At 62.3% G+C, this 26,378-nt stretch carries 25 protein-coding genes and 2 tRNA genes; 18 read left to right on the top strand and 9 right to left on the bottom strand.

Annotated elements, in window-relative coordinates:
* Nucleotides 1-4 precede the first annotated feature (4 nt).
* Nucleotides 5-700 carry a fumarylacetoacetate hydrolase family protein gene (locus AC0L24_RS16970; protein WP_127810248.1) on the bottom strand — a complete coding sequence of 232 codons (696 nt, stop codon included), beginning with the start codon at nucleotides 698-700 and terminating at the stop codon, nucleotides 5-7.
* A gap of 175 nt (nucleotides 701-875) precedes the next feature.
* Between AC0L24_RS16970 and AC0L24_RS16965 the strand changes: the two genes are divergently transcribed.
* Nucleotides 876-1,559, top strand: a complete 684-nt coding sequence (locus AC0L24_RS16965; RefSeq protein WP_027039066.1) for a response regulator — start codon at nucleotides 876-878, stop codon at nucleotides 1,557-1,559.
* A 33-nt stretch (nucleotides 1,560-1,592) separates the two neighbouring features.
* On the opposite strand, the gene AC0L24_RS16960 is transcribed toward AC0L24_RS16965, so the two are convergent.
* Both AC0L24_RS16960 and AC0L24_RS16955 read right to left on the bottom strand, forming a co-directional pair.
* Complete coding sequence (locus AC0L24_RS16960; RefSeq protein WP_127396088.1) at nucleotides 1,593-2,933, bottom strand: hybrid sensor histidine kinase/response regulator; 1,341 nt, start codon at nucleotides 2,931-2,933, stop codon at nucleotides 1,593-1,595.
* A 14-nt stretch (nucleotides 2,934-2,947) separates the two neighbouring features.
* Complete coding sequence (locus tag AC0L24_RS16955; RefSeq protein ID WP_127329575.1) at nucleotides 2,948-4,132, bottom strand: FIST signal transduction protein; 1,185 nt, start codon at nucleotides 4,130-4,132, stop codon at nucleotides 2,948-2,950.
* A 264-nt stretch (nucleotides 4,133-4,396) separates the two neighbouring features.
* On the opposite strand from AC0L24_RS16955, the gene AC0L24_RS16950 reads away from it, so the two are divergent.
* From AC0L24_RS16950 to AC0L24_RS16935, 4 genes are all read left to right on the top strand, one after another.
* Entirely contained in the window at nucleotides 4,397-4,894 is a 498-nt protein-coding gene (locus AC0L24_RS16950; RefSeq protein WP_127291588.1) for a (2Fe-2S)-binding protein, read from the top strand.
* A 122-nt stretch (nucleotides 4,895-5,016) separates the two neighbouring features.
* The gene (locus AC0L24_RS16945) at nucleotides 5,017-7,365 is read left to right on the top strand and encodes a xanthine dehydrogenase family protein molybdopterin-binding subunit (protein ID WP_473563988.1); all 2,349 of its coding nucleotides are present in this window, start codon (nucleotides 5,017-5,019) and stop codon (nucleotides 7,363-7,365) included.
* Between the two features lie 85 nt (nucleotides 7,366-7,450).
* A complete protein-coding gene (locus tag AC0L24_RS16940; protein ID WP_127810250.1) occupies nucleotides 7,451-8,248 on the top strand; it encodes an FAD binding domain-containing protein in 798 nt (265 codons plus the stop codon).
* Between the two features lie 268 nt (nucleotides 8,249-8,516).
* A complete protein-coding gene (locus AC0L24_RS16935; protein ID WP_127268337.1) occupies nucleotides 8,517-9,539 on the top strand; it encodes an acyltransferase family protein in 1,023 nt (340 codons plus the stop codon).
* Between the two features lie 42 nt (nucleotides 9,540-9,581).
* Here AC0L24_RS16935 and AC0L24_RS16930 read toward each other — a convergent pair whose 3' ends face one another.
* From AC0L24_RS16930 to AC0L24_RS16920, 3 genes are all read right to left on the bottom strand, one after another.
* On the bottom strand, nucleotides 9,582-10,079 hold the full coding sequence (locus AC0L24_RS16930; RefSeq protein WP_127810251.1) for a GNAT family N-acetyltransferase: 498 nt from the start codon (nucleotides 10,077-10,079) through the stop codon (nucleotides 9,582-9,584).
* The gene (locus tag AC0L24_RS16925; RefSeq protein ID WP_245481722.1) at nucleotides 10,076-10,834 is read right to left on the bottom strand and encodes a copper homeostasis protein CutC; all 759 of its coding nucleotides are present in this window, start codon (nucleotides 10,832-10,834) and stop codon (nucleotides 10,076-10,078) included. The genes AC0L24_RS16930 and AC0L24_RS16925 overlap by 4 nt, the downstream gene beginning before the upstream one ends.
* 96 nt (nucleotides 10,835-10,930) lie before the next feature.
* Nucleotides 10,931-11,362, bottom strand: coding sequence for a cupin domain-containing protein (locus tag AC0L24_RS16920; protein ID WP_127322303.1), 432 nt, complete (start codon nucleotides 11,360-11,362; stop codon nucleotides 10,931-10,933).
* A 221-nt stretch (nucleotides 11,363-11,583) separates the two neighbouring features.
* On the opposite strand from AC0L24_RS16920, the gene AC0L24_RS16915 reads away from it, so the two are divergent.
* The 4 genes from AC0L24_RS16915 (at nucleotide 11,584) to AC0L24_RS16900 (ending at nucleotide 13,396) form a co-directional block, all read left to right on the top strand.
* A complete protein-coding gene (locus tag AC0L24_RS16915) occupies nucleotides 11,584-12,072 on the top strand; it encodes an Hsp20 family protein (RefSeq protein WP_127397528.1) in 489 nt (162 codons plus the stop codon).
* Nucleotides 12,073-12,243: 171 nt separating this feature from the next.
* Nucleotides 12,244-12,597, top strand: a complete 354-nt coding sequence (locus tag AC0L24_RS16910; protein ID WP_473563987.1) for a hypothetical protein — start codon at nucleotides 12,244-12,246, stop codon at nucleotides 12,595-12,597.
* 44 nt (nucleotides 12,598-12,641) lie between these two features.
* Nucleotides 12,642-12,941, top strand: coding sequence for a DUF982 domain-containing protein (locus AC0L24_RS16905; protein ID WP_127397526.1), 300 nt, complete (start codon nucleotides 12,642-12,644; stop codon nucleotides 12,939-12,941).
* A 209-nt stretch (nucleotides 12,942-13,150) separates the two neighbouring features.
* A complete protein-coding gene (locus tag AC0L24_RS16900; RefSeq protein ID WP_127397527.1) occupies nucleotides 13,151-13,396 on the top strand; it encodes a hypothetical protein in 246 nt (81 codons plus the stop codon).
* Nucleotides 13,397-13,777: 381 nt separating this feature from the next.
* Here the strand turns inward: AC0L24_RS16900 and AC0L24_RS16895 are convergent, their stop codons facing one another.
* Together AC0L24_RS16895 and AC0L24_RS16890 are read right to left on the bottom strand one after the other, a co-directional pair.
* The gene (locus AC0L24_RS16895) at nucleotides 13,778-14,026 is read right to left on the bottom strand and encodes a hypothetical protein (RefSeq protein ID WP_127272210.1); all 249 of its coding nucleotides are present in this window, start codon (nucleotides 14,024-14,026) and stop codon (nucleotides 13,778-13,780) included.
* 437 nt (nucleotides 14,027-14,463) lie between these two features.
* Nucleotides 14,464-14,538: transfer RNA gene (locus tag AC0L24_RS16890), tRNA-Asn, on the bottom strand.
* Nucleotides 14,539-14,761: 223 nt separating this feature from the next.
* On the opposite strand from AC0L24_RS16890, the gene AC0L24_RS16885 reads away from it, so the two are divergent.
* Entirely contained in the window at nucleotides 14,762-15,019 is a 258-nt protein-coding gene (locus tag AC0L24_RS16885) for a hypothetical protein (RefSeq protein ID WP_024503836.1), read from the top strand.
* 24 nt (nucleotides 15,020-15,043) lie between these two features.
* Here AC0L24_RS16885 and AC0L24_RS16880 read toward each other — a convergent pair whose 3' ends face one another.
* Nucleotides 15,044-15,247: a hypothetical protein gene (locus AC0L24_RS16880; RefSeq protein WP_128289036.1), complete on the bottom strand. Its 204-nt coding sequence runs from the start codon at nucleotides 15,245-15,247 to the stop codon at nucleotides 15,044-15,046.
* 221 nt (nucleotides 15,248-15,468) lie between these two features.
* On the opposite strand from AC0L24_RS16880, the gene AC0L24_RS16875 reads away from it, so the two are divergent.
* The 8 genes from AC0L24_RS16875 to AC0L24_RS16840 all read left to right on the top strand — a co-directional run bounded on the left by AC0L24_RS16875 (nucleotide 15,469) and on the right by AC0L24_RS16840 (nucleotide 26,362).
* Nucleotides 15,469-15,542: transfer RNA gene (locus tag AC0L24_RS16875), tRNA-Cys, on the top strand.
* 90 nt (nucleotides 15,543-15,632) lie between these two features.
* Nucleotides 15,633-16,301 carry a protein-L-isoaspartate O-methyltransferase family protein gene (locus tag AC0L24_RS16870; protein ID WP_127267806.1) on the top strand — a complete coding sequence of 223 codons (669 nt, stop codon included), beginning with the start codon at nucleotides 15,633-15,635 and terminating at the stop codon, nucleotides 16,299-16,301.
* 181 nt (nucleotides 16,302-16,482) lie between these two features.
* Entirely contained in the window at nucleotides 16,483-17,874 is a 1,392-nt protein-coding gene (locus tag AC0L24_RS16865; RefSeq protein ID WP_127322716.1) for a TolC family outer membrane protein, read from the top strand.
* Between the two features lie 205 nt (nucleotides 17,875-18,079).
* Entirely contained in the window at nucleotides 18,080-18,904 is an 825-nt protein-coding gene (locus tag AC0L24_RS16860) for a PopZ family protein (protein WP_127397634.1), read from the top strand.
* Nucleotides 18,905-19,119: 215 nt separating this feature from the next.
* Entirely contained in the window at nucleotides 19,120-21,903 is a 2,784-nt protein-coding gene (locus AC0L24_RS16855; protein WP_292656857.1) for a valine--tRNA ligase, read from the top strand.
* 355 nt (nucleotides 21,904-22,258) lie between these two features.
* The gene (locus AC0L24_RS16850) at nucleotides 22,259-23,506 is read left to right on the top strand and encodes an OmpP1/FadL family transporter (RefSeq protein ID WP_292634642.1); all 1,248 of its coding nucleotides are present in this window, start codon (nucleotides 22,259-22,261) and stop codon (nucleotides 23,504-23,506) included.
* A 305-nt stretch (nucleotides 23,507-23,811) separates the two neighbouring features.
* Entirely contained in the window at nucleotides 23,812-25,536 is a 1,725-nt protein-coding gene (gene ilvD, locus AC0L24_RS16845; RefSeq protein WP_127270685.1) for a dihydroxy-acid dehydratase, read from the top strand.
* The gene (locus AC0L24_RS16840; protein ID WP_127270686.1) at nucleotides 25,523-26,362 is read left to right on the top strand and encodes a tetratricopeptide repeat protein; all 840 of its coding nucleotides are present in this window, start codon (nucleotides 25,523-25,525) and stop codon (nucleotides 26,360-26,362) included. The genes ilvD and AC0L24_RS16840 overlap by 14 nt, the downstream gene beginning before the upstream one ends.
* The last annotated feature ends 16 nt before the right edge of the window (nucleotides 26,363-26,378 follow it).

The raw sequence follows: 26,378 nt of genomic DNA, 5'->3' as shown, positions 1-26,378 counted from the left end.
GGCCTCACTTCGGCTGGCCGATGGTCACTTCGATGGTCCCGATGCCGTCGACGCCGCCGGTCATCGTGTCGCCGGGGCCAACCGCGCCGACGCCTGCCGGCGTACCGGTGAAGATCAGGTCGCCGGGCTCGAGTTCCATCGCCTCGCTGCAGATCGACACGATATCCGATATCGGCCAGATCAGTTCGGCGAGGTCGGCATCCTGCCTGATCTTGCCGTTGACGGCGAGCCAGATGCGGCCCTTCTGCGGGTGGCCGGATTCCTGCGCTTGCACCAGCGGGCCGCAAGGGGCGGAGCGGTCGAAGGCCTTCGACCAGTCCCAGGGCCGGGCGGCCTTCTTGGCCTCGTCCTGCAGGTCGCGGCGGGTGAGGTCGATGCCGACACCATAGCCCCAGACATGGTCCAGTGCCTTGTCGCGGGGAATGCGGAAGCCGGCTTTGCCGATCGCGGCCACCAGTTCGATCTCGTGGTGCAGATTGGCCGTCAGCGGCGGATAGGGGATAGCGGTGCCGGAATCGACCACCGCATCGGCCGGCTTGGTGAAGAAGAAGGGCGGATCACGCTCGTCATTGCCGAATTCTCGGGCATGCGCCGCGTAGTTGCGGCCGACGCAGTAGATACGGCGCACCGCGAAACGATCGGACGAGCCGGCAACGGCCACCGATGCGGTTGCGGGCAGGGGAAGGACGAATTCTGTCATCAAGGGTCTCTGCTTGGTTGCCGGAACATTCGACCGATTTGGGGGGCTGGACAAGGCGATTTGGTCGAGAAAGTGCCGGCGGCACTTTCCGCGGGAGATGGCGATATACTATTTGGCAATAATCTGGCCATGGTGGAGAGGTTATTCTAATCGCTCACGAACTGAAATGAACCCCATGACCGCAACCCACGATCGCGCCCGGTTCCTGATCATCGACGACCATCCGCTGTTTCGCGAGGCGCTGCACAGCGCCGTGCAGATGGCCTATCCGGAAGTCGACACGGTGGAGGCACGCTCGATCACTGAAGCGCTCGATCTTCTGGCCGATGCCAAGCCGTTCGACCTCGCGCTTCTCGACCTTTCGATGCCCGACGTGCATGGTTTTGACGGGCTGCTGCAACTCCGGACCCGCTATCCGCGCCTGCCCGTGGTCATCGTCTCAGGCTATGAGGAGCCGAAGATCATTTCCGAGGCGCTGTCCTACGGCGCTGCCGGCTTCATCCCCAAATCGGCACGCAAGAGCGACCTCGCCGCCGCCATACGCTCGGTGATGGAAGGCGCGATCTATGTCCCGGAAACCTATGAAGGCCGCACGCCGGACGCCGAAAGCGTCGACCGCGCCGACATGGTGCAGCGCCTGTCGACGCTGACGCCCCAGCAACTGCGCGTGCTGCAGATGTTGCGCCAAGGCCTGCTCAACAAGCAGATCGCCTACGAGTTGCAGGTGGGCGAGACGACCGTGAAGGCGCATGTCTCGGAGATATTGCGCAAGCTCAATGTCTACAGCCGCACGCAGGCGGTGATCGAGGTGTCGAAGCTGGACAATGCGGAGCTTTTCAGGGATCAGGCGGGGTTTTGAACTTAACCCTCCCATCAATGGGAGGGTATGAAGCTAAGCCAGCAAATGCGCCAGCAGGGCCCTTAGCTGCGCCGGTTTCAGCGGCTTGCGCATCAGTTCGATGCCGCCGGAGCGGGCGGCTTTGGCGACTGCTTCCGAACTGTCGGCGGTGACGATCAGCGCCGGCACGGCGCGGCCGAGATAGTCGCGGACTTCGGCGATGGTCGTGGTGCCGAGATCGCCGCCGTCGAGATGCTGGTCGGCAATGACGATGTCGGGCACCCAGTCGGTGTCGCCAAGCATGTCGAGCGCATCGTCGGTCGAGGTCGCGGCCCGCACCAGGCATTGCCAGCGTTCGAGCAGGAAGGTCATGGCCTGCAGCACTTCGATATCGTTCTCGACCAGCAGCACCTTGGTGCCGAACAGGCCATAGCCGCGCGGCCGTTCCATGTCGGCAACCCTGGCGATGGCATCGGTTGGCGCACCGATGCCGACGGGAACATCGATGTGGAAGATCGTGCCGCGTTCGACCTTCGACGAGAATGTCACGGGATGGCCGAGCGCGCTGGCCATGCGGCGCACGATGGCAAGCCCGAGCCCGAGACCGCCACCGTCCAGTTCGGCATTGGCCGGCGAGGTGCCGCGGTGGAACTCCTCGAACACCGCCTCGCGCTGGTCGTCGGGAATGCCGCAGCCAGTATCGGCGACGTCGATGCGGATGGTGTCGCCGCGATGCCTGGTGCCGACAAGCACGCCGCCCGAGCGTGTATAGCCCAGCGCGTTGGAAAGAATGTTCTGCAGGATGCGGCGCAGCAGCGTGCGGTCGGAGCGGACCACCGCATGGACCGGCCGGAATTTCAGCGACAGGCCTTTCATCTCCGCCACCGGCAGGAAATCCGAGCGGAGCGACGAGAACAGCGCCTCCAAGCTGACATCGCTCATGTCGGGCTGCACCACGCCGGCATCGAGCTTTGATATGTCGAGCAGGGTTCGCAGCAGGTCCTCCATCGTCTCCAGCGAGCGCTCGACCTGCCGCACCAGTTTCTTGCCCTCGTCACTGGTCTGAACTTCGGCGAGCGCCGAAACCGAGAGATGGGCCGCGTTCAGCGGCTGCAGCACGTCGTGGCTGGCAGCGGCGAGGAAACGGGTTTTCGACAGGTTCGCCAATTCGGCGTTTTCCTTGGCGGCGCTGAGGTCGATGTTCGACTGCTCCAGCCGCCGCAAGGTCGAGTGCAGTTCCTCGGTGCGGGTGCGCACCCGGTTTTCCAGCGAGATCGCGGTCTGAAACAGCGAAAAGGCGTTGCCTTGCTGGTCCATCGAGCGCTCGACGCGGCTGACCAGTGCCGCGTTGATCTTCTTCAGCTTTTCAAGATCGTTTATGTCCCTCAGCGGCATCTTGTTGCGCCGTCCTATTCCGCCGCCTGGCGCTCGCCGAAGGCGATGCCGGTAAAAGTCTGATTCAGATGCATCGACCGGTACTGTTCGCCATAGGTGCCGAAGCCGATGACATTGTTGACCCGGTAGAGTTCCGAGATCTCGCGAAACACCTGCCGATTGCGCGCGTCCAGCCGGCGCAGCACGCAGTCGAAGCCGAGGATCATGTCGATACCGCCAAGCCTCTCCTCGACATCGCGCAGGGCGGCGCGCGTCGATTCGACCATGTCCTTGGGTTGAGCGATCGACAGCACGACGCCATCGTCTATGGCGCAGAAGAACGACAGCGAGCCGTCGGCATGCATCTTCTGGATCGACCGGCAATAATATTGGCCGCCCACTTTCACCACCACGGGATGCGAGGCGAAGCTCAGTGGCGTCAGCATCTGCGCGACGATGCCGACGGACGCGGAATATTCCTGCGCCGCATTGGTGGCATTGAACTCGCGCACGATGCGATGATCGGGATCGGAAGCCGTCACCACCAGTTTTTCATCGGTGGGAACGAAATTGTCGGTCTTGAAGACATGGAAGGGAATTTCGGTCGATATCAGCACGATGATGGCGCTGTCGGAGGTGACCTTGCCGTTCGAGATCAGGCGCGTCGTCTCGAATTTCAGATCGTCGCCGGCGGAGCCGCCAAGCAGCGGAATGTCGTCGAGGCCCCAGTGGATGGCTGAACTCACCGCTTCTTCGGCATAAGAGAGCCCGTCGATGAAGCAGAGCGCGAAAGTGCCTTTGGTCCGATCGCAACCAAGGCGCGCGCGCAGCGATCGCCGCAGGGTCTCCACCTCGCCGGTGATCCTGTCCATACCCGACGAGGACAGATTTTCGACCATCACGCTGACGGCGGTGAACGCGGTGGACGGAAGCAGCATGGCCAGCACATGGCCATCCTCGAGACCTTGCGGCGTGATCTCGCCGGCAGTCGAACAGCCGGCGTGGTGGAGCGCCGGTGCGTGGGTCATGAGCGCCTGGGAAAGGGCGCTGGCTTCGACCAGGCTCTGGGAAAAGAACAGCAGGGCAAAGCCTGCGTCGATGGCGGCTGCTTCCAGTGCGATCGCCTTGGCGAACGCCTCCATGTCGGGCTCGTCCGTAGTGAGCGCCGACAAGCCGCATGCATAGCGCGTCTGTGAATTGGCCAGCGATGTTCTCCGCATTTCCTCCGACGCTTTTTTGTGCGCGGCTGTTTTTAAATGCTTCTGGCGCGCGGGCGTCGACCGACATTGTTGCCTTCAATCGGCGGTTTGGCAATGGGGCCACCGGCACCGCATGTTTGGGCGCGGCCATGATCGAAAGTACAATGTTCCGCGTTTGCGACGTGCTGTTTTTTGTCCGATGTGCGGTGTACGAATAATGCACCACCGAAGCGCGAATACCGCGTCGGCAGCGTGGATACCAAGGTTGATACCCAGGGAGGGACCATGTCGGACGTTTCGTTGATGGTGAACGGAAAGCGGGTCAGCGGTGCTGCCGAGGACCGAACACTTCTGGTTCACTTCCTGCGGGAAAATCTCGGCCTTACCGGCACGCATGTCGGTTGCGACACTTCGCAATGCGGTGCCTGCGTCGTCCACGTCGATGGCAAGGCGGTCAAATCCTGTACGATGCTCGCGGTGCAGGCCTCCGGCTCCACCGTGTTGACGATCGAGGGCCTGGCCAATGGCGCCGACCTGCATCCGGTGCAGGCTGCCTTCAAGGAACATCACGGGCTGCAATGCGGCTTCTGCACGCCGGGCATGATCATGACGGCGACCGACATGATCAGCCGCCACCCCGAAGGGCTCGACGAGGCGACGGTGCGTGCCGAGCTCGACGGCAACATCTGCCGCTGCACCGGCTACCACAACATCGTCAAGGCGATCCTCGCCGCATCGATGACGATGAAGGGGTCGAAGGGTAAGGCGAAACAAGCTGCTTAGGCAAGGGAATAAGGGAGTAGGGCAGTAGGGGAGTAGGGCAAAAAGGCCAACGCAACGAGGCCCTTTTCCCTACTCCCTTACTCCCTACTGCCCTACTCCCATAAATTCCGGAGGAATTTCTGATGGGCATTGAAGGTGTAGGCGCTCGGGTCGCGCGCAAGGAAGACAAACGGTTCATCACGGGCGCCGGCCGCTATGTCGACGACATGGTGGTTCCCGGCATGAAGCACGCCGCCTTTGTGCGCAGTCCGCACGCGCATGCGCAGATCAAGAAGATCGATGTGAAGAAGGCCCAAGGCATGCCCGGCGTCATCGGCGTGCTGACCGGCAAGGAACTCAAGGCCGACGGCATCGGCAATCTCATCTGCGGTTGGATGATCCACTCCAAGGACGGCTCGCCGATGAAGATGGGAGCGTGGTCGCCACTCGCCTTCGACCGGGTCCGTTATGTCGGCGACGCCGTCGTCATCGTCGTCGCCGAGACCAAGGGGCAGGCGCGTGATGCCGCCGAGGCGGTCGAGATCACCTACAAGGAGCTGAAGGCCGTCGTCGACGCCTCCAAGGCGATGGACAAGGGTGCGCCGCAGATCCACCCCGAGGCGGACAACAATCTGATCTTCGACTGGGACATCGGCAATGCCGACGACACCGCGGCAGCCTTCGGGAAGGCGGCCCATGTCGTCAAGATGGACATCATCAACAACCGGCTGGTGCCCAACGCCATGGAGCCGCGCGCCGCACTTGGCCATTACGACAAGGCCGAGGATCACTATACTTGCTGGACGACCTCGCAGAACCCGCATGTGGCACGGCTGGTGATGAGCGCCTTCTACAATGTCGCGCCGGAAAACAAGCTGCGCGTGATCGCGCCCGATGTCGGCGGCGGCTTCGGCTCGAAGATCTACATCTATCCCGAAGAGATCGTCTGCCTGTGGGCGTCGAAGAAGACCGGCGTGCCGGTCAAATGGGTGGCCGACCGGACCGAGAGTTTTCTGACCGACGCGCATGGCCGCGACCATCACACCCATGCTGAAATGGCCTTCGACAAGGACCACAGGATCCTCGGCCTGAAGGTGGAAACCCAGGCCAATCTCGGCGCCTATATGTCGCTGTTCTCATCGGCGACGCCGACCTATCTCTATGCGACGCTGCTGTCGGGCCAGTACAACATCCCGGCCATCCACGCCAATGTGAAGGCGATCTACACCAACACCGCGCCCGTCGATGCCTATCGCGGGGCAGGGCGGCCGGAAGCGACCTTCGTCATGGAGCGCATGATGGAGACGGCGGCCCGCCAGTTCGGCGTTTCGCCGGCCGAGCTGCGGCGCAAGAACTTCGTCACAGCGTTTCCGCATCAGACGCCGGTCATCATGTGCTATGACGCCGGCGACTATGCCGCTTCGCTCGATGCGGCAATGCAGGCGTCGGACTATGCCGGCTTCGCCAAGCGCAAGGCCGCCGCCGCCAACAAGGGGTTGCTGCGCGGCATCGGCATGAGCTGCTACATCGAGGCCTGCGGCATCGCGCCGTCTGCGGCTGTCGGCTCGCTCGGCGCCGGTGTCGGCCTTTGGGAATCGGCGGAAGTGCGCGTCAACGCGGTCGGCACGATCGAGGTGCTGACCGGCTCCCACAGCCACGGCCAGGGCCATGAGACGACCTTCGCGCAACTGGTCAATGAGCGCTTCGGCGTGCCGCTCGATTCGGTCTCGATCGTCCATGGCGATACCGACAAGGTGCAGATGGGCATGGGCACCTATGGCTCGCGTTCGGGTGCGGTCGGCATGTCAGCCATCGTTAAGGCGCTCGACAAGGTCGAGGCCAAGGCCAAGAAGATCGCGGCGCACCTGCTTGAGGCCGACGAAGGCGACATCATCATCGAGAACGGCGCGCTGAAGGTGGCCGGCACCGACAAGAACGTGCCGTGGTTCCAGATGGCGCTGGCCGCCTACACTGCCCACAACCTGCCTGATGGCATGGAGCCCGGGCTGAAGGAGACGGCGTTCTACGATCCGTCGAATTTCACCTTCCCGGCGGGCTGCTATATCTGCGAGGTCGAGGTCGACCCGGAAACCGGCGTGACCGAGATCGTCCAGTTCGTCGCCGCCGACGATTTCGGCAACATCATCAATCCGATGATCGTCGAGGGCCAGGTGCATGGCGGGCTGGCGCAAGGCATTGGCCAGGCACTGCTCGAAGGCGCCCATTACGACAACAGCGGACAATTGCTGACCGCGAGCTACATGGACTACACCATGCCGCGCGCCGACGATCTGCCGTCGTTCAAGGTCTCGACCTCGAACACGCCTTGCCCGGGCAATCCGTTGGGGATCAAGGGTTGCGGCGAGGCCGGCGCGATCGGCTCGCCGCCGGCGGTGATCAACGCTATCACCGACGCCATCGGCAGCAACGATCTTGCCATGCCGGCTTCGCCGTCCACCGTGTGGGCCGCGATCCGCGCGACGAAACATTGAACGCGAATGGCGAATAGGGGTAGCGAATAGGGAAGAGAATGTTCGCTACTTCCTGCTCGCTCTTTCACCCAGGGGAGAAAGACAAATGTACGCAGTCAACTATCATCGCGCCGCCTCGGTCGCCGATGCCGCCAAGCTGATCAAGACCGGCGACGCCAAGCTGCTTTCGGGCGGTATGACGCTGATCCCGGCGATGAAGACGCGGCTTGCCGCGCCGTCCGACCTTGTCGACCTGTCGCGGATCACGGAGCTGCAGGGCGTCACGGTGTCGGGCAAGACCGTCACCATCGGCGCTGCCACCACGCATAATGCTGTTGCCAATGACGAGAAGCTGAAGAAGGTCTGTCCGGCGCTTTCCCATCTGGCATCGCTGATCGGTGATCCGGCGGTGCGCCACAAGGGAACGATCGGCGGCTCGATCGCCAACAACGATCCGGCGGCCGATTATCCGGCGGCGCTGCTGGCGCTGGGCGCGACCATCGTCACCAACAAGCGCGAGATCGCTGCCGACAAGTTCTTCAAGGGCCTGTTCGAGACCTCGTTGAAGGATGGCGAGATCGTCACCGCCGTCACCTTCACCGCGCCGGGCAAGGCGGCCTATGAAAAATTCCGCAATCCGGCATCGCGCTACGCCATCGTCGGCGTGTTCGTGGCCAAGGGCAAGGATGGCGTCAGCGTCGCAGTCACCGGTGCCGGCGATGACGGCGTCTTCCGCTCGAAGGAGATTGAGGCAGCATTAGCCGGGAACTTCGCGTCCTCGGCATTGGAAGGGGTGAAAGTGCCGGCGAAGAATTTGATGACCGACATTCATGCCTCGGCCGATTATCGCGCCAATCTGATCGCGGTGATGGCCAAGCGCGCGGTGGCTGCCGCCAACGCCTGATACGATCAGTTGCGGACAGGGAGAAGGGGTCATGCGCCCCTTTTCCGTTTGTGGCGACCTGTAGTTGTCCAAACTTTGATGGAATCGCCCCCGCACCAATCGTTTGCCTGAGCAATTTTGTCTCGCCGAGACTTCACCTGGAACTGCACCGGCGGCAATCTCGCACTTGCACAAATCCATATTGCACTGCAATATGGTTTTGGGCGGGAATGCGAGCCGGGTTCGAAATATCGTGCCCTTTCGCATGCCTATTTGCGAGAGGATCGGCATGACCGACATTTCCGCGACGCATGTCGTTCCGTCCCGATCCGCCGCCGACAGATCAACCAGAACAAGACTGGCCTATCTCGACGGCTGGCGCGGGCTTTCGATCGCACTGGTGCTGATCGGCCATTTCTTTCCGGTTCCGGGAATCAATCTGGGTGTGCTGGGCGTCGAATTCTTCTTCGTGCTCAGCGGCCGGCTGATGGGCGAGATCCTGTTCATCGAACGCTACCCGCTGAAAAAATTCTTCAAACGCCGCTTCTCCCGCATCTATCCGGCTCTTTTGGTCTTCGTAGTCGTCGCGATGATTGCGCTGTCCGGCACATTCATCGCCTTCAAATGGAAGGCGGCGCTGACGGCGCTGACATTCACCTACAACTATGCCGGCATTCTCGTGACGCGGGCAGGGGCGCTCGACCATATCTGGTCGCTCTGCATCGAGGAGCACGCCTACATCATCCTGGCGCTGATCAGCGTCATCGTCTCAAGTCGCTCTCGCGTGGTCGTGCTGCTCCTGGCGCTGGCCTTGCTGGCCATGGCCAATGGCGCGGTTTCGTACTGGGTCTTCGGGATGGACTACGAAACCACCTATTGGCGCACCGACGTGCACATCGCGTCGATCCTGCTGTCGGCTTCGATCTGCCTGCTGAAGGCCGACGGCATGCTGCCGGCGTTTTTGAGAGGCAAGCATGTGGCCCTGGTGGCGACGTTCTGTGCCGTTGTCCTGTTCCTGGATCAGGTGCCGACGCCGATCCACTATCTCTTCGCGGTGCCGCTGCTGGCTCTGGCCGTCAACGCACTCGATTTCAGCCCACGGTATATTTCCGGATTGCTGTCCTCCTGGCCGATGGCGACGCTGGGTCTGTGGTCGTACTCGCTCTATCTGTGGCAGCAGCCGTTCTACAAATTCGTCTATGAGCAAGGCGTCATGCCGATGCCGATGCTGGCCGCAGTCTTCGCTTGTGCGGCCTGCAGCTACTACCTCATCGAGCGCCCGGCGCGCGAATGGCTCAACCGCAACTGGTGAGCAACAGGGCGTTCAGGCCGTCTTGCGGCGCGCCCGCCCTCTCTATGCCTGCAGCGATCTGACGTAATAGCGCACTGCTTTCTTACCGCCATGGATCACTGCGTCGCCGGCCTCAGTGAAGCCAAGGGCGGCGTGAAAGGCATCCGAGGCAGGGTTCGGCGGGTCGGTGTTGACTTCGCAGGTGACCAGATTGTAGCCGGCGCGCTCAACATGGCCGAACAGATCCTGATAGAGCCGGCGGGCATGGCCGCGGCCGCGCGCGTGCGCCGCCACGACAACGCGGTCGACATAGACGAAGCGCTCGTAGCGTTCGCGAAACCAGAGGAAATTCGGGCTGTCGTAGCGGGCGTCCTGGTCGAAGGTCATGATGAAGGCTTCGAGATCGCCGATGCGCCTGGTGTAAAACGCTTCGCCAAGCAGGAAGGACAGCCGCTCAGCCTCCAGCCACGACAGTTCTGCGGCATGCTCGTTGTTGAGCGCCAGGATCGCCGCTTCGTCTGCGGCCGATACACGGGCTATCGGGGCAGGGGTCGAGGTCATGCCTTGGCTGCCGCGATCGTTGCCGCCACCAGCGGTGTGTCGGTGAGCGTGTTGCGGTATTCGCGATCGAGATCGGAACCACCCATGCCGACATGGGGATTGCGGTAGTCCATGGCACTCGGCACATCCTTGAGGGCGGCAAAATGCATTTCGGACAGGCCGGTTTTGCTGCGCACTTCGGCAATGTTGTGCAAATCCAGTCCGCCGCAGCCGAGGATGACGATGCGCTCGCCGGCCTGCCGCACCAGATCCGCCAACAGCGGCAAGCCTTCGATAGCAGTGTCACGCTGGCCGCTGGTCAGCACGCGGCCGACCTTGCTGCGGATCAGCGATTCGAGCGCCTCGGCCGGGTCGCGCGTCATGTCGAAGGCGCGATGACAGGTGACGTTCAAGGGGCCGGCCGCCTGCGTCAGTTCGCTCATGCGCGCCTCGTCCATGGTGCCATCGGCGTTCAGGCAGCCAAACACCACGCCGGGCACGCCGAGTTCGCGCAATGCCGAGACATCGGCCAGCATCGAGGCGTATTCGGTCTCACTGTAGAGAAAATCGCCGCCGCGCGGCCGCACCATGACGTGAAACGGCACACTTGCCTGCTCGAGGGCGGCGCGGACCGTGCCGAGGCTCGGCGTGATACCGCCTTCGATGAGGCTGGCGCATAGTTCGATCCGGTCGGCGCCGGCGGCTTGCGCCGCGAGAAGGCCGTCAATGCCTTCGACACAGATTTCGATCAGCGGCAGGCGGAGAGCTTTGGTCAAGGGCAGATCCAGTCCATGATTTTCGCCAGCCCTAGCACCGGGCCGGTCGCAGCGAAAGCGGGAACAGCCTTCCGCCTTCGCCCACAGACTTGGCGGCTATTGGCGCAATTCCGTATTCTTGGCGCCTTGCTCGACCTGATCGATCACCAGAAGCTTCACCTCGACATCCCCGATATTGGTGGCCTGATGCCACTGGCCGATCATTTCGATGATGAAATCGCCAGCCTTGTAGGTGTTGCTGATGCCGGTCTCGACATTGGTGACCTTCAGCGTGCCGGCTTGGACATACGCATAGCGCGGGAAGGGGTGCCTGTGGACCGGCAAGGTCGCGCCCGACGCGATGTCGTAGGTCGAGACCAGCACCTGCACGTTCTTCTGCGGCAACGTGATCGGTTGGCCGGACGCGGTCGTCGTGCGCGACGCAAGAGGGGTCACGACCACAGGCGTGCCGCTGCTGTCCAGCGCGTGGGCCGGGTTCGCGGAAAAGGCCACCGCGAGCAGTAGTCCGGACATCAAAATCTTTCGCATGATTCGCTCCACCCCTGGCGTCAACATCGCGCAGCGGCCAGCAGCACGCAAGGCAGCGCCTTGGGCACCTGCCTGCCGGCCAGAAAATTTTTTACGCCCCTCTTGACGGAAAAAACCACGATTACCAGATCGTTTCCGTCGAGGCTTCGGCTCGACATACTGGCGTCGCAGCGGCGCTGCGACAGCCTCGTAACCCATGTTGCTTCACGGAGGATATGGCTATGAGAAGCTTTGATTATACCCCTCTTTACCGCACAACGGTCGGCTTCGACCGTCTCTTCGATATGCTCGAAAAAAGCGTGCGCTCTGACTGGCCTCCCTACAATATCGAGAAGATTGGCGAGCACGACTATCGCATTACGATGGCTATCGCCGGCTTCGCTCTCGATGAGGTCGAACTCATGCAGAACGGCCCCGAATTGTCTGTCATCGGCCAAAGGAAACCCGACCAGGAAAATCGGGAGGTCCTTCATCGCGGCTTGGCGACGGGCAACTTCAAGCAGGTGTTCAAGCTTGCCGACCACGTAAAGGTCAAGGCGGCCAACCTCGAGAATGGCTTGCTGTCGGTGGACCTGATCCGCGAAGTGCCCGAGGAACTCAAGCCTCGGCGCATTGAGATAGGGTCCGAAGCCAAAGCGGTTTCGCTCAAGCGACCCGACAGGACGCAGGCGATCGATTCGGATGCGGAGCCCCAACGCGAGGTCGCCTGATTCCCTGGAACCTAGATCTACGGTCCGCCTCCCGGTTCGGCCGGGAGGCACAGATCGCGGAGAATGGAGATGAGAACCGAAACCTACAGTTTTCACCAACCCGAACCGAAAAATTCTGCCGCGGAACCCGCTGGGTTGCGGACGCCGGATGATGTTCTGAACGAGGAGACGATGACGATCGGTGCAAAGCGGGCTTTGCTCGCTTTCTGGGCTTCCGACATTCATGCGGTTCCTGACAATCCCGCGTTGCGGCAATTGGACAACGGCGCCATCGTGGAAGTCAGCGACATACTTCGCGCGCTCCACCTCCTGGACGAATCCGGGCGGGAAACGCGTGTTTCAAAGGTGTCGCCAAGCGTCAGCCTGTCTTTCGACCGGCGCCGCAGGAAGAGCCGTCTCGGTTGGATGCGGCACCCCTGGCGAGATGACGACGATGATCCGCCGCCAATCCCGGCCTTTGCAACGGTGCCGCCCGGGCGTGGAGGTGGCGGCATGTTGGCCGAGCCGGAGCATGCAATCGCATGATTTCCCGAACCAGCAACAACCCACCGTGCCGAATGGAGGATTACATGAGTGACAGGACGTTCGACCAACCGGTCCTGGTCAAGAATGGTGGGTTCATTCAAGAAATAGGCTGCCTCGACGACGCGTTCGACTTCTTTGACGAGTGGCCAAGGGAACGGCGGGGTCCGATTTTCGAAACGGCCTTTCGAGCCTGCCAGCGTGCTCACGACGGCCAGGTTCCGCTGACGGTGGCGCGCGATGCCGTCGCCGGCTTCGCAAGATCCGTCAAGATCCTGCAGGAACCGCTTGCTCAATTTCCTTGGATGGACGGCACAAGGTCAGGTCGCGGTGGGGTCACCGCTTAGCCTTGATAGGGGCGGCGCTGCCAGGATGGCCCGCTGCATGGTCGTCGTTCACATCCGCTACAAGGTGAACTGCCGTACCAGCTCACCTTGTAGTGGGGCGGCTCGATCGTTTGTTCGAACTCCCTGGTGCGGTTTTTGGCGACTGGCTAGGTCAGCCTCGCAACAGTCAACGCTAATATAATGTTCGAAGCGTCGCCACAGGAGGTTCAATGGTTTCCGCTATCGCAAGTCAACATCCGCATGTCCCGGAAAAACAAACGGCAGTGGGGAAGCCGCAAGCCGGCGAAGGATTTTCGCCGGGCCGCAGCGCGGACGCCGTAGGACATCTGGCCAAAATCATGGTTGCCGCAGGCGGCGATATGGATGCTGGCGCGCAAGGCCGCGCGGCATCCAAGATCGCCAGGATGGACATCACGGTTCTGACCGCACCACCCGTAGAAACACCAACAGAGTAAGATATGCTCGTTCGGGCGCCTCCGCGCCGTCATCAGCGGCGTGGGCCGCTCTCGCAGATTACGCCACGGCTCTCAGCGGAGGCTCCGCCATCGTCCCAAGGCCGTCGCATTCCGCGCAGGCGCCCGTCTTTCCGGGGCAGCCGCCCCGATGGGTTCCATGCGGGCAGCAGTGCCCGTTTGACGCATACCACTTGGAGCAGTCGAAAACCCTGCCGCTGCCATGACAGCGCGGGCATTCCATATTCGATGAAATCATACCAATTCTTGCCCAACCCAAACGCACTCGCCCTGCGCCGCAAGTAACAGGAATCATTGCGCTTTCAAGCACATCGCCCTGACTTAAATTGGGGGGATCGACGGATGGCCGGCATCGATGGCGAGCTATTGTTGCGCCGTAATCAGGTTCCCCGTGAAGACCTTGCTCGCCACAAGCCGCGTTGGGCATTGGCCGGCAACAATAGGCTGCGCCGGCTTGTCCCGTTCGTTCTCGGCGGTCACAGCAACTGCGTCATCGGGCTGCGCGTTGGCGGCCTGTGTGGCCGTGGACGCGAAGAGCACCGTCTGGGTGATGAGAGCGGAAACTGCGGCAACCTGGACCAGCACGGCGGCGAGGGCGATCTTCTTCAGCATGCGAGAAAACGCTCTTCGATGTTCCCGGTTCCCCACGCATTCAGGTTTTCTGCTCGCTACGGAACAAGAGACCGGCAGGGCGGTTAACTCGATTATGCCAAGCAAGATCAAAGAGCCACCATCGAAGCCCGCACCGGAGAAGGTACCTGTCCAACGCCGGGACAAAGAAGGCCCGCCAGAGCTTGAGCATGTCGCCCCGCCACCGCGAGATGTGCGAGAGGCACCCAACCCGAACGGCGACAAGAGATGAGATCGCCGAGATCGCAGCAAGGCCTTATGCCTGCTCGCGCGAACCTTCCCGATGCCGCGGCGTCATCGAGAGCGCTGGACAGCGGCGCCAGGTCAAGTTGAGAATCAACCTGCTGATCGCGATTTTGCAGACATGCCATAGATCAGCCCCTATGGGCGACGTGACCGTCTCAAGGCCTTGAAAAATTTGGCTCCCCGGGCCGGATTCGAACCAGCGACCAACCGGTTAACAGCCGGTTGCTCTACCACTGAGCTACCGGGGAACGGATGCTCTTATGTGAGTGGCGCAGCCTATAGCTGCCCTTTTCGGCTTTGCAAAGAAGCTTTTCACATTTTTCCGAGGCTTTTTCGCGCAGGCCTTTCTCGCAATCGTCGACGGTTGCCCTCATATTAGCCGTCTTGGCAGTGATATGGAACCGAAAGCGCGGCGGCGGCTTTGGTTCCAGCATGCTTGCGAACAATCAAACGGGTCAATTTTTCGAGACGATGACAGCACAAGACAACCAGATGCCGGCGCGGAAAATCTCCGTTTTCGGGCGCGAGTTCAAAATGCCGCGCTCGCGCGGGCTCAGAATCACGATCGGCATCCTGCTGACCATCGGCGGTATCCTCGGTTTCCTGCCGATCCTCGGCTTCTGGATGGTTCCGCTCGGGCTGCTGGTGCTGTCCTATGAATTCGCCATGGTTCGCCGTCACCGGCGTCGCTTTGTCGTCTGGTGGGAACGGCGTCGCCGGCCCGATTGACCGCCGATAGCGCAAGGTGGGTGTTCAGCTGGCGGCGTGCTCTTCCAGTGCCTCACGGATCTGCTTGAGAATCGCCGCAGCCGAGGCAAGCCTTGCCCTGTCGTGCGGCGACAGGCTGTCCGCACCTTCGATCGACAGGCGGTCGATGGCGCAGTGCAGAAGCTCTCCGCATTGTGGCAGGGACAGGCCGGACGAGGCACTCGTATTTGCGGCCATTGTCCGGCGCATGGCTCTTCCTCCTGCCCTGTCCAACGCACGGGCCGCCGATGAGTTTCTTCTCCGGGGCGGCTATGCTTAACTGTCCGCTAATGGAGCGGTCAGGCCCGGTCCGACGATTTGCCGGATGCCGTCCGGACTGACGCGAGGAAACCGTTCGGAATGCACGGTGGCGGCTTGACGGCATTTTCGCCGCAACCTATTGGAACCGGGTGGAACGCCGGGAGCAATGAGGCCTCGTGGCGGAGTGGTTACGCAGAGGACTGCAAATCCTTGCACCCCGGTTCGATTCCGGGCGAGGCCTCCAATGCCCGGGCCCCCGCGCGGCAGCGCAGGGGCCTGAAGTTCCTGACACAATGGACCGCGGTTCTGGCGCGGCAAGCGGATTGGTTGGGACATGAGCGCTGATTTCTCCGAACTACGCGTCAAGATGGTCGACGGCCAGGTCCGCACCACCGATGTGACCAGCGCGCCGCTGCTTGATGCAATGCTTGTCATCCCAAGAGAGATGTTTGTCGGCGCCGCCCAGCGCGATCTCGCCTATATCGACGAGGACATCCGCATTGCCGCCGGCGCGGACGGCGCACGCTACCTGATGGAAGCATCCCCGTTGGCCAAGCTTATCCAACTGGCCGAGATCAATCCGACCGATTCGGCGCTCGATGTCGGTTGCGGAACCGGCTACGCCTCGGCCATCCTGTCGCGGCTGGCCAGGTCCGTGGTGGCGCTTGAGAGTGATTCGGCGCTGGCGGAAACCGCCAGATCGACGCTTTCGTCGCTGGGCTGCGGCAATGTGACCGTCGTCCAGGGTGCGCTGCCGCAAGGGCATGCCGCCCAGGCGCCTTATGACGTCATCCTTGTCGGCGGCAGCGTCGCGGAAGTCCCTGTGACGCTGCTGGACCAGCTCGCCGAGGGCGGCCGCCTTGTCGCCGTCGAAGGGCAGGGCAATTCCGGCGTGGCTCGTCTCTTTTTCAAGGCCGGGGGGGTTGTAACCGGAAGACGGGCATTTAATGCGGCAATTAAGCCACTACCGGGGTTTGAACGCATTCGTGCTTTCGAATTCTGAATGATTTGGCCTTGCAGCAGAGGCTTTGTCATGGTCGCTTGCATTTGAACGATCGCTGCTGATGCCAAACTGGGGGCACTTTGGGGTGAGCAGCAGGGAACATCGAACACGCGGCGCCGGCTGATCTATGAGAGAAGCAGGCGCGGCGCGGTTCCCATGGAAAACGAATGAGGGTTTAACCGTGCCGTCTTTACGCAAGTCACTTTTCACCGCCGTCCTCGTTTCGGCGACCATGCTGTCCCCACTGGCCGCTTCAGCCGAAACCATCTCCGGCGCGCTTGCAAAGGCCTACCAGTACAATTCTTCGCTGAATGCATCCCGCGCCGGCGTTCGCGTCACCGACGAGGGCGTCGCCATCGCCAAGTCGGGCTACCGTCCGGTTGTCACCGGCTCGGCGAATATCGATTATTCGAGCAGCCATCTCAACGGCACCAATTCAAGCGTGCGGCTGACCACCGGCAATTTTGGCGTCCAGATCGACCAGACGTTGTTCGACGGCTTTCAGACCAGGAACAATGTCGCTGCCGCCGAAGCGCAGGTTCGGGCTTCGGTCGAAAGCCTGCGCAACACCGAAGAGGGTATCCTGTTCAGCGCGGCCCAGGCCTATATGAACGTGATTCGCGACCGGCAGGTCGCCGTGCTGACCGAGCAGAACCTGCAGTTCCTGACCGAAACGGCGCGCGCGGCGCGTTCGCGTTTCGAGGTTGGTGAAGGCACGCGCACCGATGTCGCGCAGGCCGACGCTTCACGCGCCGCCGCGGTGGCATCGCTGAGTGCTGCCCGGGCGCAGGCGCTGGCAAGTGCGGCGCTCTATCGCCAGATCGTCGGCGACGAGCCGGGCAAGCTCAAGGGCGCTTCGCCGGTGGCAAAGCTGTTGCCGTCGAGCCTCGCCGCCGCCGTCGGGGTGGCCTCGAACGAGCATCCGGCCATCCTTGCCACGCAGCATCTGGTCGACGCCGCCGCGTTTTCGGTGAAGTCGGCCGAAGGCGCGCTGTTGCCGCAGCTCTCGGCTTCCGCCGGCGTTTCGAGCGCCTATCGCAATACCTCGCCTTTGCCAGGCGTCGGTTCGCAGGATGGCACGACCAATTCGGCCAGTGTCGGGGCAACGCTGACGATCCCGATCTATTCGGGTGGCCGCACCTCGGCGATCGTGCGCCAGAACAAGGAATCACTCAGCCAGGCCCGCATCCAGGTCGACGTCAGCCGCGACCAGGTGCGCCAGGCCGTCACCGCCGCCTGGACCGAGTATACCGCCGCGCAGCAGCAGCTGACGGCCAACAGGCAAGTGATCGAGGCCGCGAAGCTGGCACTGAACGGTGTCATCGAAGAACGCAATGTCGGCCAGCGCACCACGCTCGACGTCCTCAACGCACAGGCGACGGTCATCACCGCCCAGATCAACCAGGCCGGTTACGAACATGATGTGGTGGTGGCGAGCTACGCCATCCTGCAGGCGACCGGCCGTCTGTCCGTCGACCGCCTTGGCTTGCAGGTAGCGAAGTACAAGCCTGAAGAGCATTACAACGCGGTCAAGGACAAGTGGTACGGCCTGCGCACGCCGGACGGCCGCTGAGGCGTTCGGCCAGGACTGGCGGTGTTCCCCGTTTGAGCAGGATCTTTCGCACTCGGGTTCAGATTGCGCTAATCTGTTGAAATCCCACAAGTCCCCAGATTGGGGATTCTCGTGCGGCGATCCGTCGGTTACGCTGTCGCCATGATTCGATCCGGCTCTGCCGGAGCGGAAACCCACAGGGGTCACAAAGGCGGCGGATGTGACGATGGCAACGGCAAGCAGCGCACAGCGCGAACCTTCCATGGAAGAGATACTGGCTTCCATCAGGCGGATCATCGAGGACAGCGACGGCGGCCGCAAGCAGCCGGGCGACGCCGATGAGCTGAGCCAGGATCTGGAGCACGCGTCGAGCGCCTATGCGGCCCCTGACGTGGAAGCATTCCGTGCCGACCTGCATGCCGCCCCCGAAGGCAGGAAGCCGGTGACGCTGGCGGAAGTCCAGGCACAGTTGCCGGCGGCCGAGCCGGTGGTCGCGCGCATGGAAACGCCTGCGCGCCCCGATCCCAGCCCGGCAAAGCCATCGATGACACTTGCCGAAGTTAGCGCCCGCGTCGCCGCCGAGCCAATCACGGTTGAATCGCCGGGATCGCGTCCTGTCGCCGACGCTTCCATCGCCGATTGGCGTCGCGAGATCGCCGCGGTCGGTGAGCAGGCGAGGGCGGTGTCGGACCGGAGCGAGGCACGCAAGACGGCTGCCCAGCCGTCCGTGGAGACTCCAAGGGACGAACCGACCGCGAAAGTAGCCGTCGGGCCCGAGCCGTCTCGTCCGGATGCAAGCGTGGTGCGGCCGGTGGCGGCCAGCGACGCGCCGCGTCCGGCAATCGTTTCCGAGCATACCGGCCGTCAGGTCGCGGCTGCCTTTGGCGAGCTTTCCGATGCGTTTGCCAGCCGCAGCAAGAAGACATTCGACGAGATGGCCGAAGAGATGCTGCGGCCGATGCTGCAGGATTGGCTGGACAACAATCTGCCGACACTGGTGGAAAGGCTGGTGCGCGAGGAGATCGAGCGCGTGGCGCGCGGGGCGCAGTAGTTCCCCATGTCGATTGCCAATGGAAACGGCGCCTTCGCGGCGCCCATTGGTGGGGTCAGCTTGTTGGCAGGACGACGGATCGCGTTCCGTTGAAATGACCAGGGCCGCGCCTATCTGGTTGTGAGGGTCCGAGACAGCCCTTGCGGTTGACTTGGCCAAAACCTTCCGATTTACACCGGACCAGCAAAACTCCCGACAGCGCGGACCATTTTCCCATGCTTGAAAAGACCTACGACGCCAAAACCGTCGAGCCGAAGATCGCCAAAGTCTGGGAAGAGGCCGACGCGTTTCGTGCCGGCGCCGGGGCCGAGGAGGGGGCGGAAGCCTTCACCATTGTCATTCCGCCGCCGAACGTCACCGGTTCGTTGCATATGGGGCACGCGCTCAACAACACGCTGCAGGATATATTGGTGCGCTTCGAGCGCATGCGCGGCAAGAACGTCCTGTGGCAGCCGGGCATGGACCATGCCGGTATCGCCACGCAGATGGTGGTCGAGCGCCAGCTGATGGAAAAGCAGATCCATCGCCGCGACCTGACCCGCGAGCAGTTTATCGAGAAAGTGTGGGAGTGGAAGGCCGAATCCGGCGGCGCCATCTTCAACCAGCTGAAGCGGCTCGGCGCCTCGGCCGACTGGTCACGCGAACGCTTCACCATGGACGAAGGCCTGTCCAAAGCCGTGCTCGAAGTGTTCGTCACGCTCTACAAGGAAGGGCTGATCTACAAGGACAAGCGCCTTGTGAACTGGGACCCCAAGCTGCTCACCGCGATCTCCGATCTCGAGGTCGAGCAGCAGGAGGTCAACGGCAATCTCTGGCACTTCCGCTATCCCATAGAGGGCCAGGTCTTCGACCCGGAAAACCCAACAACCTTCATCACCGTGGCGACGACGCGCCCGGAGACGATGCTGGGCGATACGGCCGTCGCCGTGCACCCTGACGACGAGCGCTTCCGGCATCTGGTCGGCAAGAACATCGTCCTGCCGATCGTCGGTCGCAGGATTCCCGTGGTGGCGGACGAGTATTCCGATCCGGAAAAGGGTTCGGGCGCGGTCAAGATCACGCCGGCGCATGACTTCAACGACTTCGAGGTCGGCAAGCGCCACAAGCTGCCGGCGATCAATATCCTGACCACGGAGGCGGCGGTAAGCCTCAGGGACAATGAGGATTTCCTTGCCGGTCTCGAGGTGACGCCGGAGCGCCAGCTTGTCTGGGACGAACTCGACGGCCTCGATCGCTTCGTCGCGCGCAAGAAGATCGTCGATCTGATGGAAGAGGGCGGCTTCCTCGAAAAGGTCGAGCCGCATCGCCACGCGGTGCCGCATGGCGATCGCGGAGGCGTGCCGATCGAGCCATTCCTGACCGAGCAATGGTATGCCAATGCGGCGGAACTGGCCAAGCCGGCGATCGCTTCCGTGCGCGAAGGTCGCACGAACTTCGTGCCGAAGAACTGGGAGAAGACCTATTTCGACTGGATGGAGAACATCCAGCCCTGGTGCATCTCGCGCCAGCTGTGGTGGGGTCATCAGATCCCGGCCTGGTACGGGCCGGACGGGCGCGTCTTCGTCGAGAAGACCGAGGAAGAGGCGCTGAGCGCCGCGATCGAATTCTATCTGGCGCTGGAAGGACCGTGGAAGGCCTGGGTCGAGGACAAGCTGGAGAACTTCAAGCCGGGCGAGATCCTGACCCGCGACGAGGATGTGCTGGACACCTGGTTCTCATCGGCGCTGTGGCCGTTTTCGACGCTGGGTTGGCCCGACGAGACGCCCGAGCTGAAGACCTACTACCAGACCGACGTGCTGGTGACAGGCTTCGACATTATCTTCTTCTGGGTCGCCCGCATGATGATGATGGGTCTGCACTTCATGGACGAGGAGCCATTCCACACCGTCTATGTCCATGCGTTGGTGCGCGACAAGAACGGGCAGAAGATGTCGAAGTCGAAAGGCAACGTCATCGATCCGCTCGACCTTATCGACGAATACGGCGCGGACGCGCTGCGCTTCACCCTGACGGTGATGGCGGCACAAGGCCGTGACGTGAAGCTCGATCCGGCGCGCATCGCCGGCTATCGCAATTTCGGCACCAAGCTGTGGAACGCTACGCGTTTTGCCGAGATGAACGAGGTCGCGCGCAATGACGATTTCTGGCTGAACGATGCCAGGCTGGCGGTCAACCGCTGGATCCTGACCGAACTGACGCGGGCGGCGCGCGAGATCACCGACGGCATCACCTCATACCGCTTCAACGAGGCGGCGGGCGCTGCCTACCGCTTCGTCTGGAACCTGTTCTGCGACTGGTACCTGGAACTGCTGAAGCCGGTGTTCATGGGCACCGACGAGGCGGCCAAAGCAGAAAGCCGTGCCTGCGTCGCCTTCTTGCTCGACGAGATCTACAAGCTGCTGCATCCGATGATGCCGTTCATGACCGAGGAACTGTGGGCGCAGACCGCTGGCGAAGGCAAGCAACGCTCGTCGCTGCTGTGCCATGCCGCGTGGCCCTCGCCGGACTTCGAAGACGCCGAGGCTGCAGCCGACATCAATTGGCTGGTCGACCTCGTCTCCGGCATCCGCTCGGTGCGCTCGGAGATGAACGTGCCGCCGGCAGCCATTGCACCGCTCGTCGTGGTCGGCGCCAACGCTGTGACACGCGAACGGCTTGTCCGCGAAGAATCTGCGATCAAGCGGCTGGCGCGGGTCGGCGACATCTCGCTTGCCGATGTCGCGCCCAAGGGTTCGGCGCAGATCGTGCTCAACGAGGCGACGATCTGCCTGCCGCTTGGCAGCCTGATCGACCTCGCCGCCGAGGCCGCTCGGCTGCAGAAGGAACTGGCCAAGGTGACCGAGGAGATCGCGCGCCTGCACAAGAAGCTGTCGAACGAAAGGTTCGTCGCCAGCGCGCCGGCCGAGATCGTCGATGCCGAGCGTGAAAAGCTCGCTGAATACCGCGATGCGCAGGACAAGCTGTCGGTCGCGTTGGCCAGGGTTCGCGACGCCGGTTGAGGAGATTCGCGAGACTTCAGCCTTCTGTAAAGTGCTTGTTTTTCGCCTCGAAAATCAGCATGCCCTTGCGTTAATATTGACGTAAACGGAAGTTTTAGCCCCATTGTTGCCATAATGTAACAATGGGGCTCCTGGAGCCTAAAAAAGGCCTGTTTTCGAGCCTTTTTGGATAGTTCTCTCTGTTTTTTGAGACCCGCTCAGCCCTACAGGCCATTTTTCGGCCTTGCCGCACCCGGTTGCATTTCCTCGAAAATGCGCCTGGCCAATGTGTACATGTACGCCCGCGAATTCGTTGTTGCACCGTTAACCTGAATTGGTTCTAGCTTGATGCACTCGAATTCGGGGAGGACGTTTCATGACTATTCTGCGACTGAAGGCGCTGCTGGGGGCGGGCTGCTTTTCGCTGGCTTTGATCGGGACGGCGATGAATCCGGCACATGCCGGCGGCCTGGAGCGCGGCGGTTACGATATCGATTTGCTGTTCGATCCGGCTCCGTTCGCGACCGAAGCCGAATCGACCTATGTGATGCCGCAACGCAAGCTCAAGAATGCGGTGGACACCAACCCGCTCGACGGCGATTTGACGCCTCTGGGCAGCACGGCGAAGGACAGCGAGAGCTATTGGGTGCCGCGGATCGGCGTCAAGGCGCAGATCGTCCAGGGTGTCGACTGTATGTTCGACTATTCCCAGCCTTGGGGTGCGCACACAAATCCGGGTCTTTGGGCCGGTGCCCAGTCCAACATGGAAACCGACATCAAAAGCAACAACTACGCCACAACCTGCTCCTACAAGATGGACGCCGGCAAAGGCCAGGTTCGCTTCATCGGCGGCGTCTACTACCAGGAAGTCTATGGCTTCAAGCAGGACCTGATATCGCCGCTGGTGCCGGATTTCCAGGGTACCGGGCGTGTCGATCTCAAGGGGACCGGCTGGGGCTGGCGCGCCGGCCTGGCCTATGAAATCCCCGAGATCGCACTGCGCGCCAGCCTCGTCTACAATTCGCGGGTCAAGCTCGACAATATCTCGGGCACGCTGGATTTGACGCATGTTGGCAGCGTGGTGCTTCCGATCTACGGCTCAACGCAATACATGCCGGATACAGTCGAATTGAAATTGCAGTCAGGCATTGCGCCAGGCTGGCTCGCCTTCGGTTCGCTCAAGTGGGTCAATTGGAGCCTGCTGCAGAGCGTTCCAATTTGCGTCGTAGGTACCCCCGCAGGGGCATGCGTCACTGGTGATGCTCTCCATTCGGGCCAGATCACCTCGCTGGACCTGATGTATCGTGACGGCTGGACAGTTACCGGCGGCATTGGCCACAAGTTCAACGATCAGTGGAGTGCTGCCGGCCAGCTTTCCTGGGATCGCGGCACGTCGCATGGCTATGGCTCGCAGACCGATACCTGGACACTGGGCGGCGGCGTCGCCTTTACGCCCAAGCCGAACATCGAAGTGCGTCTGGCCGGCGCGGTTGGGGTGCTGACCAGCGGCCATTCTGGAGCGTTGGCTGGTGAGAGCGGATACGTCGCCGGCACGGATGTCAGCTACGACTTCGGCAACGATCTGGTCACGGCGATTTCAGGTGGCCTTAAGATCAAGTTCTAAGTCTCTGACAATTATAACAAAAGGCCGGGGATTACCCGGCCTTTTTTGTTTGGGATCGCATCGCCCCGATTTGTCTCATCCAAGCTGCGTTGCATATTATCCGTACCGCTTTCGCCCCCTGCTATTGTGATGTTTTGGCAACAGTTTCTGAGCAACCCCTGCGCTGGAAGCCGGGCTGAGGAAATTGCCTATTTCCCGCCATAAACCCGGCGCACCTCGATCTTGTCTCGGGACACGCGCCAAAAGGCTCGGCGAGGGGGCAGCCGCTCCGCCCCATTTGCAGGGAAGATGGGGCAAGGAAGAATATGGACGCCAAAGTCATCTCCAAGGCTAAGCTCCCTAGCCGCTATGTGACCGTCGGTCCGGCGCGTGCGCCGCATCGTTCCTATCTCTATGCCATGGGTTTGTCGGCGGCCGAGATTGCGCAGCCGCTGGTCGGGGTCGCCTCCTGCTGGAACGAGGCGGCGCCCTGCAACATCTCGCTGATGCGTCAGGCGCAGGTGGTCAAGAAGGGCGTCGCGTCCGCCAGCGGCACGCCGCGCGAATTCTGCACCATCACCGTCACCGACGGCATCGCCATGGGTCACCAGGGCATGAAGTCGTCGCTGGTGTCGCGCGAGGTCATCGCCGATTCGGTCGAACTCACCATGCGCGGCCATTGCTACGATGCGCTGGTCGGGCTGGCCGGCTGCGACAAGTCGCTGCCCGGCATGATGATGGCCATGGTGCGGCTCAACGTGCCGTCGATCTTCATCTATGGCGGTTCGATCCTGCCCGGCAGCTATCGCGGCCGCCAGATCACCGTGCAGGATGTGTTCGAGGCGGTCGGTCAGCACTCGGTAGGCACCATCGACGATGCCGAACTTCTCGAAATCGAGCAGGCGGCCTGCCCGTCGGCCGGCTCCTGCGGCGCCCAGTTCACCGCCAACACCATGGCCACCGTTGCCGAGGCGATCGGCCTGGCGCTGCCCTATTCCTGCGGCGCGCCGGCACCCTATGAAATGCGCGACCGGTTCAATTTCGCCTCCGGCGAAAAGATCATGGAACTGATCGCGAAAAACATCCGGCCGCGCGACATCGTCACGCTGAAGGCGCTGGAGAATGCGGCGACCGTGGTCTCGGCCACCGGCGGTTCGACCAACGCGGCACTGCATCTGCCGGCGATCGCCCACGAGGCCGGCATCAAGTTCGACCTGTTCGACGTGGCCAAGATCTTCGAGAAGACGCCTTACATCGCCGACCTCAAGCCGGGCGGCAAATATGTTGCCAAGGACATGTTCGAGGCCGGCGGCATTCCGCTGCTGATGAAGACGCTGCTCGACCACGGCTATCTGCATGGTGATTGCATGACCGTGACTGGCCGCACTTTGGCCGAAAACATGCAGCACGTTGTCTGGAATGAGCATCAGGATGTGGTCCGCCCGGCCAACACACCCATTACCCAAACCGGCGGTGTCGTGGGCTTGAAGGGAAACCTTGCCCCCGAAGGCGCGATCGTGAAGGTTGCGGGCATGGCGGAGTTGAAGTTCTCCGGCCCGGCACGCTGCTTCGATTCGGAAGAGGAATGTTTCGAGGCGGTGACGCATCGCAACTACAGGGAAGGCGAGGTTCTCGTCATTCGCTACGAAGGACCGCGCGGCGGCCCCGGCATGCGCGAGATGCTGTCGACGACGGCAGCGCTGTACGGCCAGGGCATGGGCGGCAAGGTGGCGCTGATCACCGACGGGCGCTTCTCGGGCGCGACGCGCGGTTTCTGCATCGGCCATGTCGGCCCCGAGGCAGCCGTGGGCGGCCCGATCGGGCTGCTCAGGGATGGTGACGTGATCTCGATCGACGCGGTGAACGGCACGATCGACGTGGCGTTGTCCGATAGCGAACTGGCGGCGAGGGCAAAGACATGGAAGGCGCGCACGACCGACTATCAGTCGGGCGCGATATGGAAATATGCACAGACGGTAGGGCCGGCGCGCGATGGCGCGGTGACCCATCCGGGCGGTGCGAAAGAAACACACTGTTATGCGGACATCTGAGTTGTTGAGGTCGTCTGTCTTTTCGGCACTGGTCGTGGCCGCCACATTTGGCGCGACCTTTGGCGCCGTGGGCCAGGCCATGGCCTTCGACGACAAGGTATTCGACGACAAGACCGGGGTGAAGCCGCAATCCAGCCCTTGGGCGGTCTTCCAGTTCGGCTTCTCCGCCTACAAGAACGGCCACAAGGAACAGGCTGCCGAGGCCTACAAATACGCTGCCGAAAATGGCCAGATCGGTGCCACCTGGAAGCTTGCCCGCATGTATGCCGAGGGCGACGGCGTGGCGCGCGACGACTATGAGGCGTTCAAGTTCTTCTCCGAGATCGTCGACCAGGACGTCGAGCCCGGCTCGCCTGAGGAAAGCTATGTCTCCGACGCGCTGGTGGCGCTTGGCGACTATTTGCGCACGGGCATTCCCGGCAGCCCGGTCGCCGAGAACGAGGTGGCGGCCCAGGAATATTACATGCGCGCCGCCGCCAACTACCGCAATCCGAACGCGCAGTTCGAGATGGGGCAGATGTTCTTGAAGGGCGAGGGCGGCGTGAAGGCCAGTGTCAAGCAGGCCGGGCGCTGGTTCCAACTCGCCGCCGAGAAAGGCCATGCCGGCGCCCAGGCGACACTGGGCCATTTGTTGTTCCAGAGCGGCAAGATCGTTCGCGGCCTGGCGATGATGACGGCAGCGCTCGAACGCGCTTCGCCGGCTGACCAGCCCTGGATCCGCGGCATGCAGGAAGAGGCATTCGCCACCGCCGGCGAGGCCGACCGCCGCACCGCGATCTCGCTGGCCGATGATATCCTCACCAAGGGCAACAACGCGGACCAGTAGTCTCGCGGCTGCGTCA

This window comes from Mesorhizobium sp. WSM4809 (genome assembly GCF_055811655.1).
The sequence above is the reverse complement of the archived record's forward strand: the minus strand, read 5'-3'. Positions and strand labels throughout refer to the sequence as shown.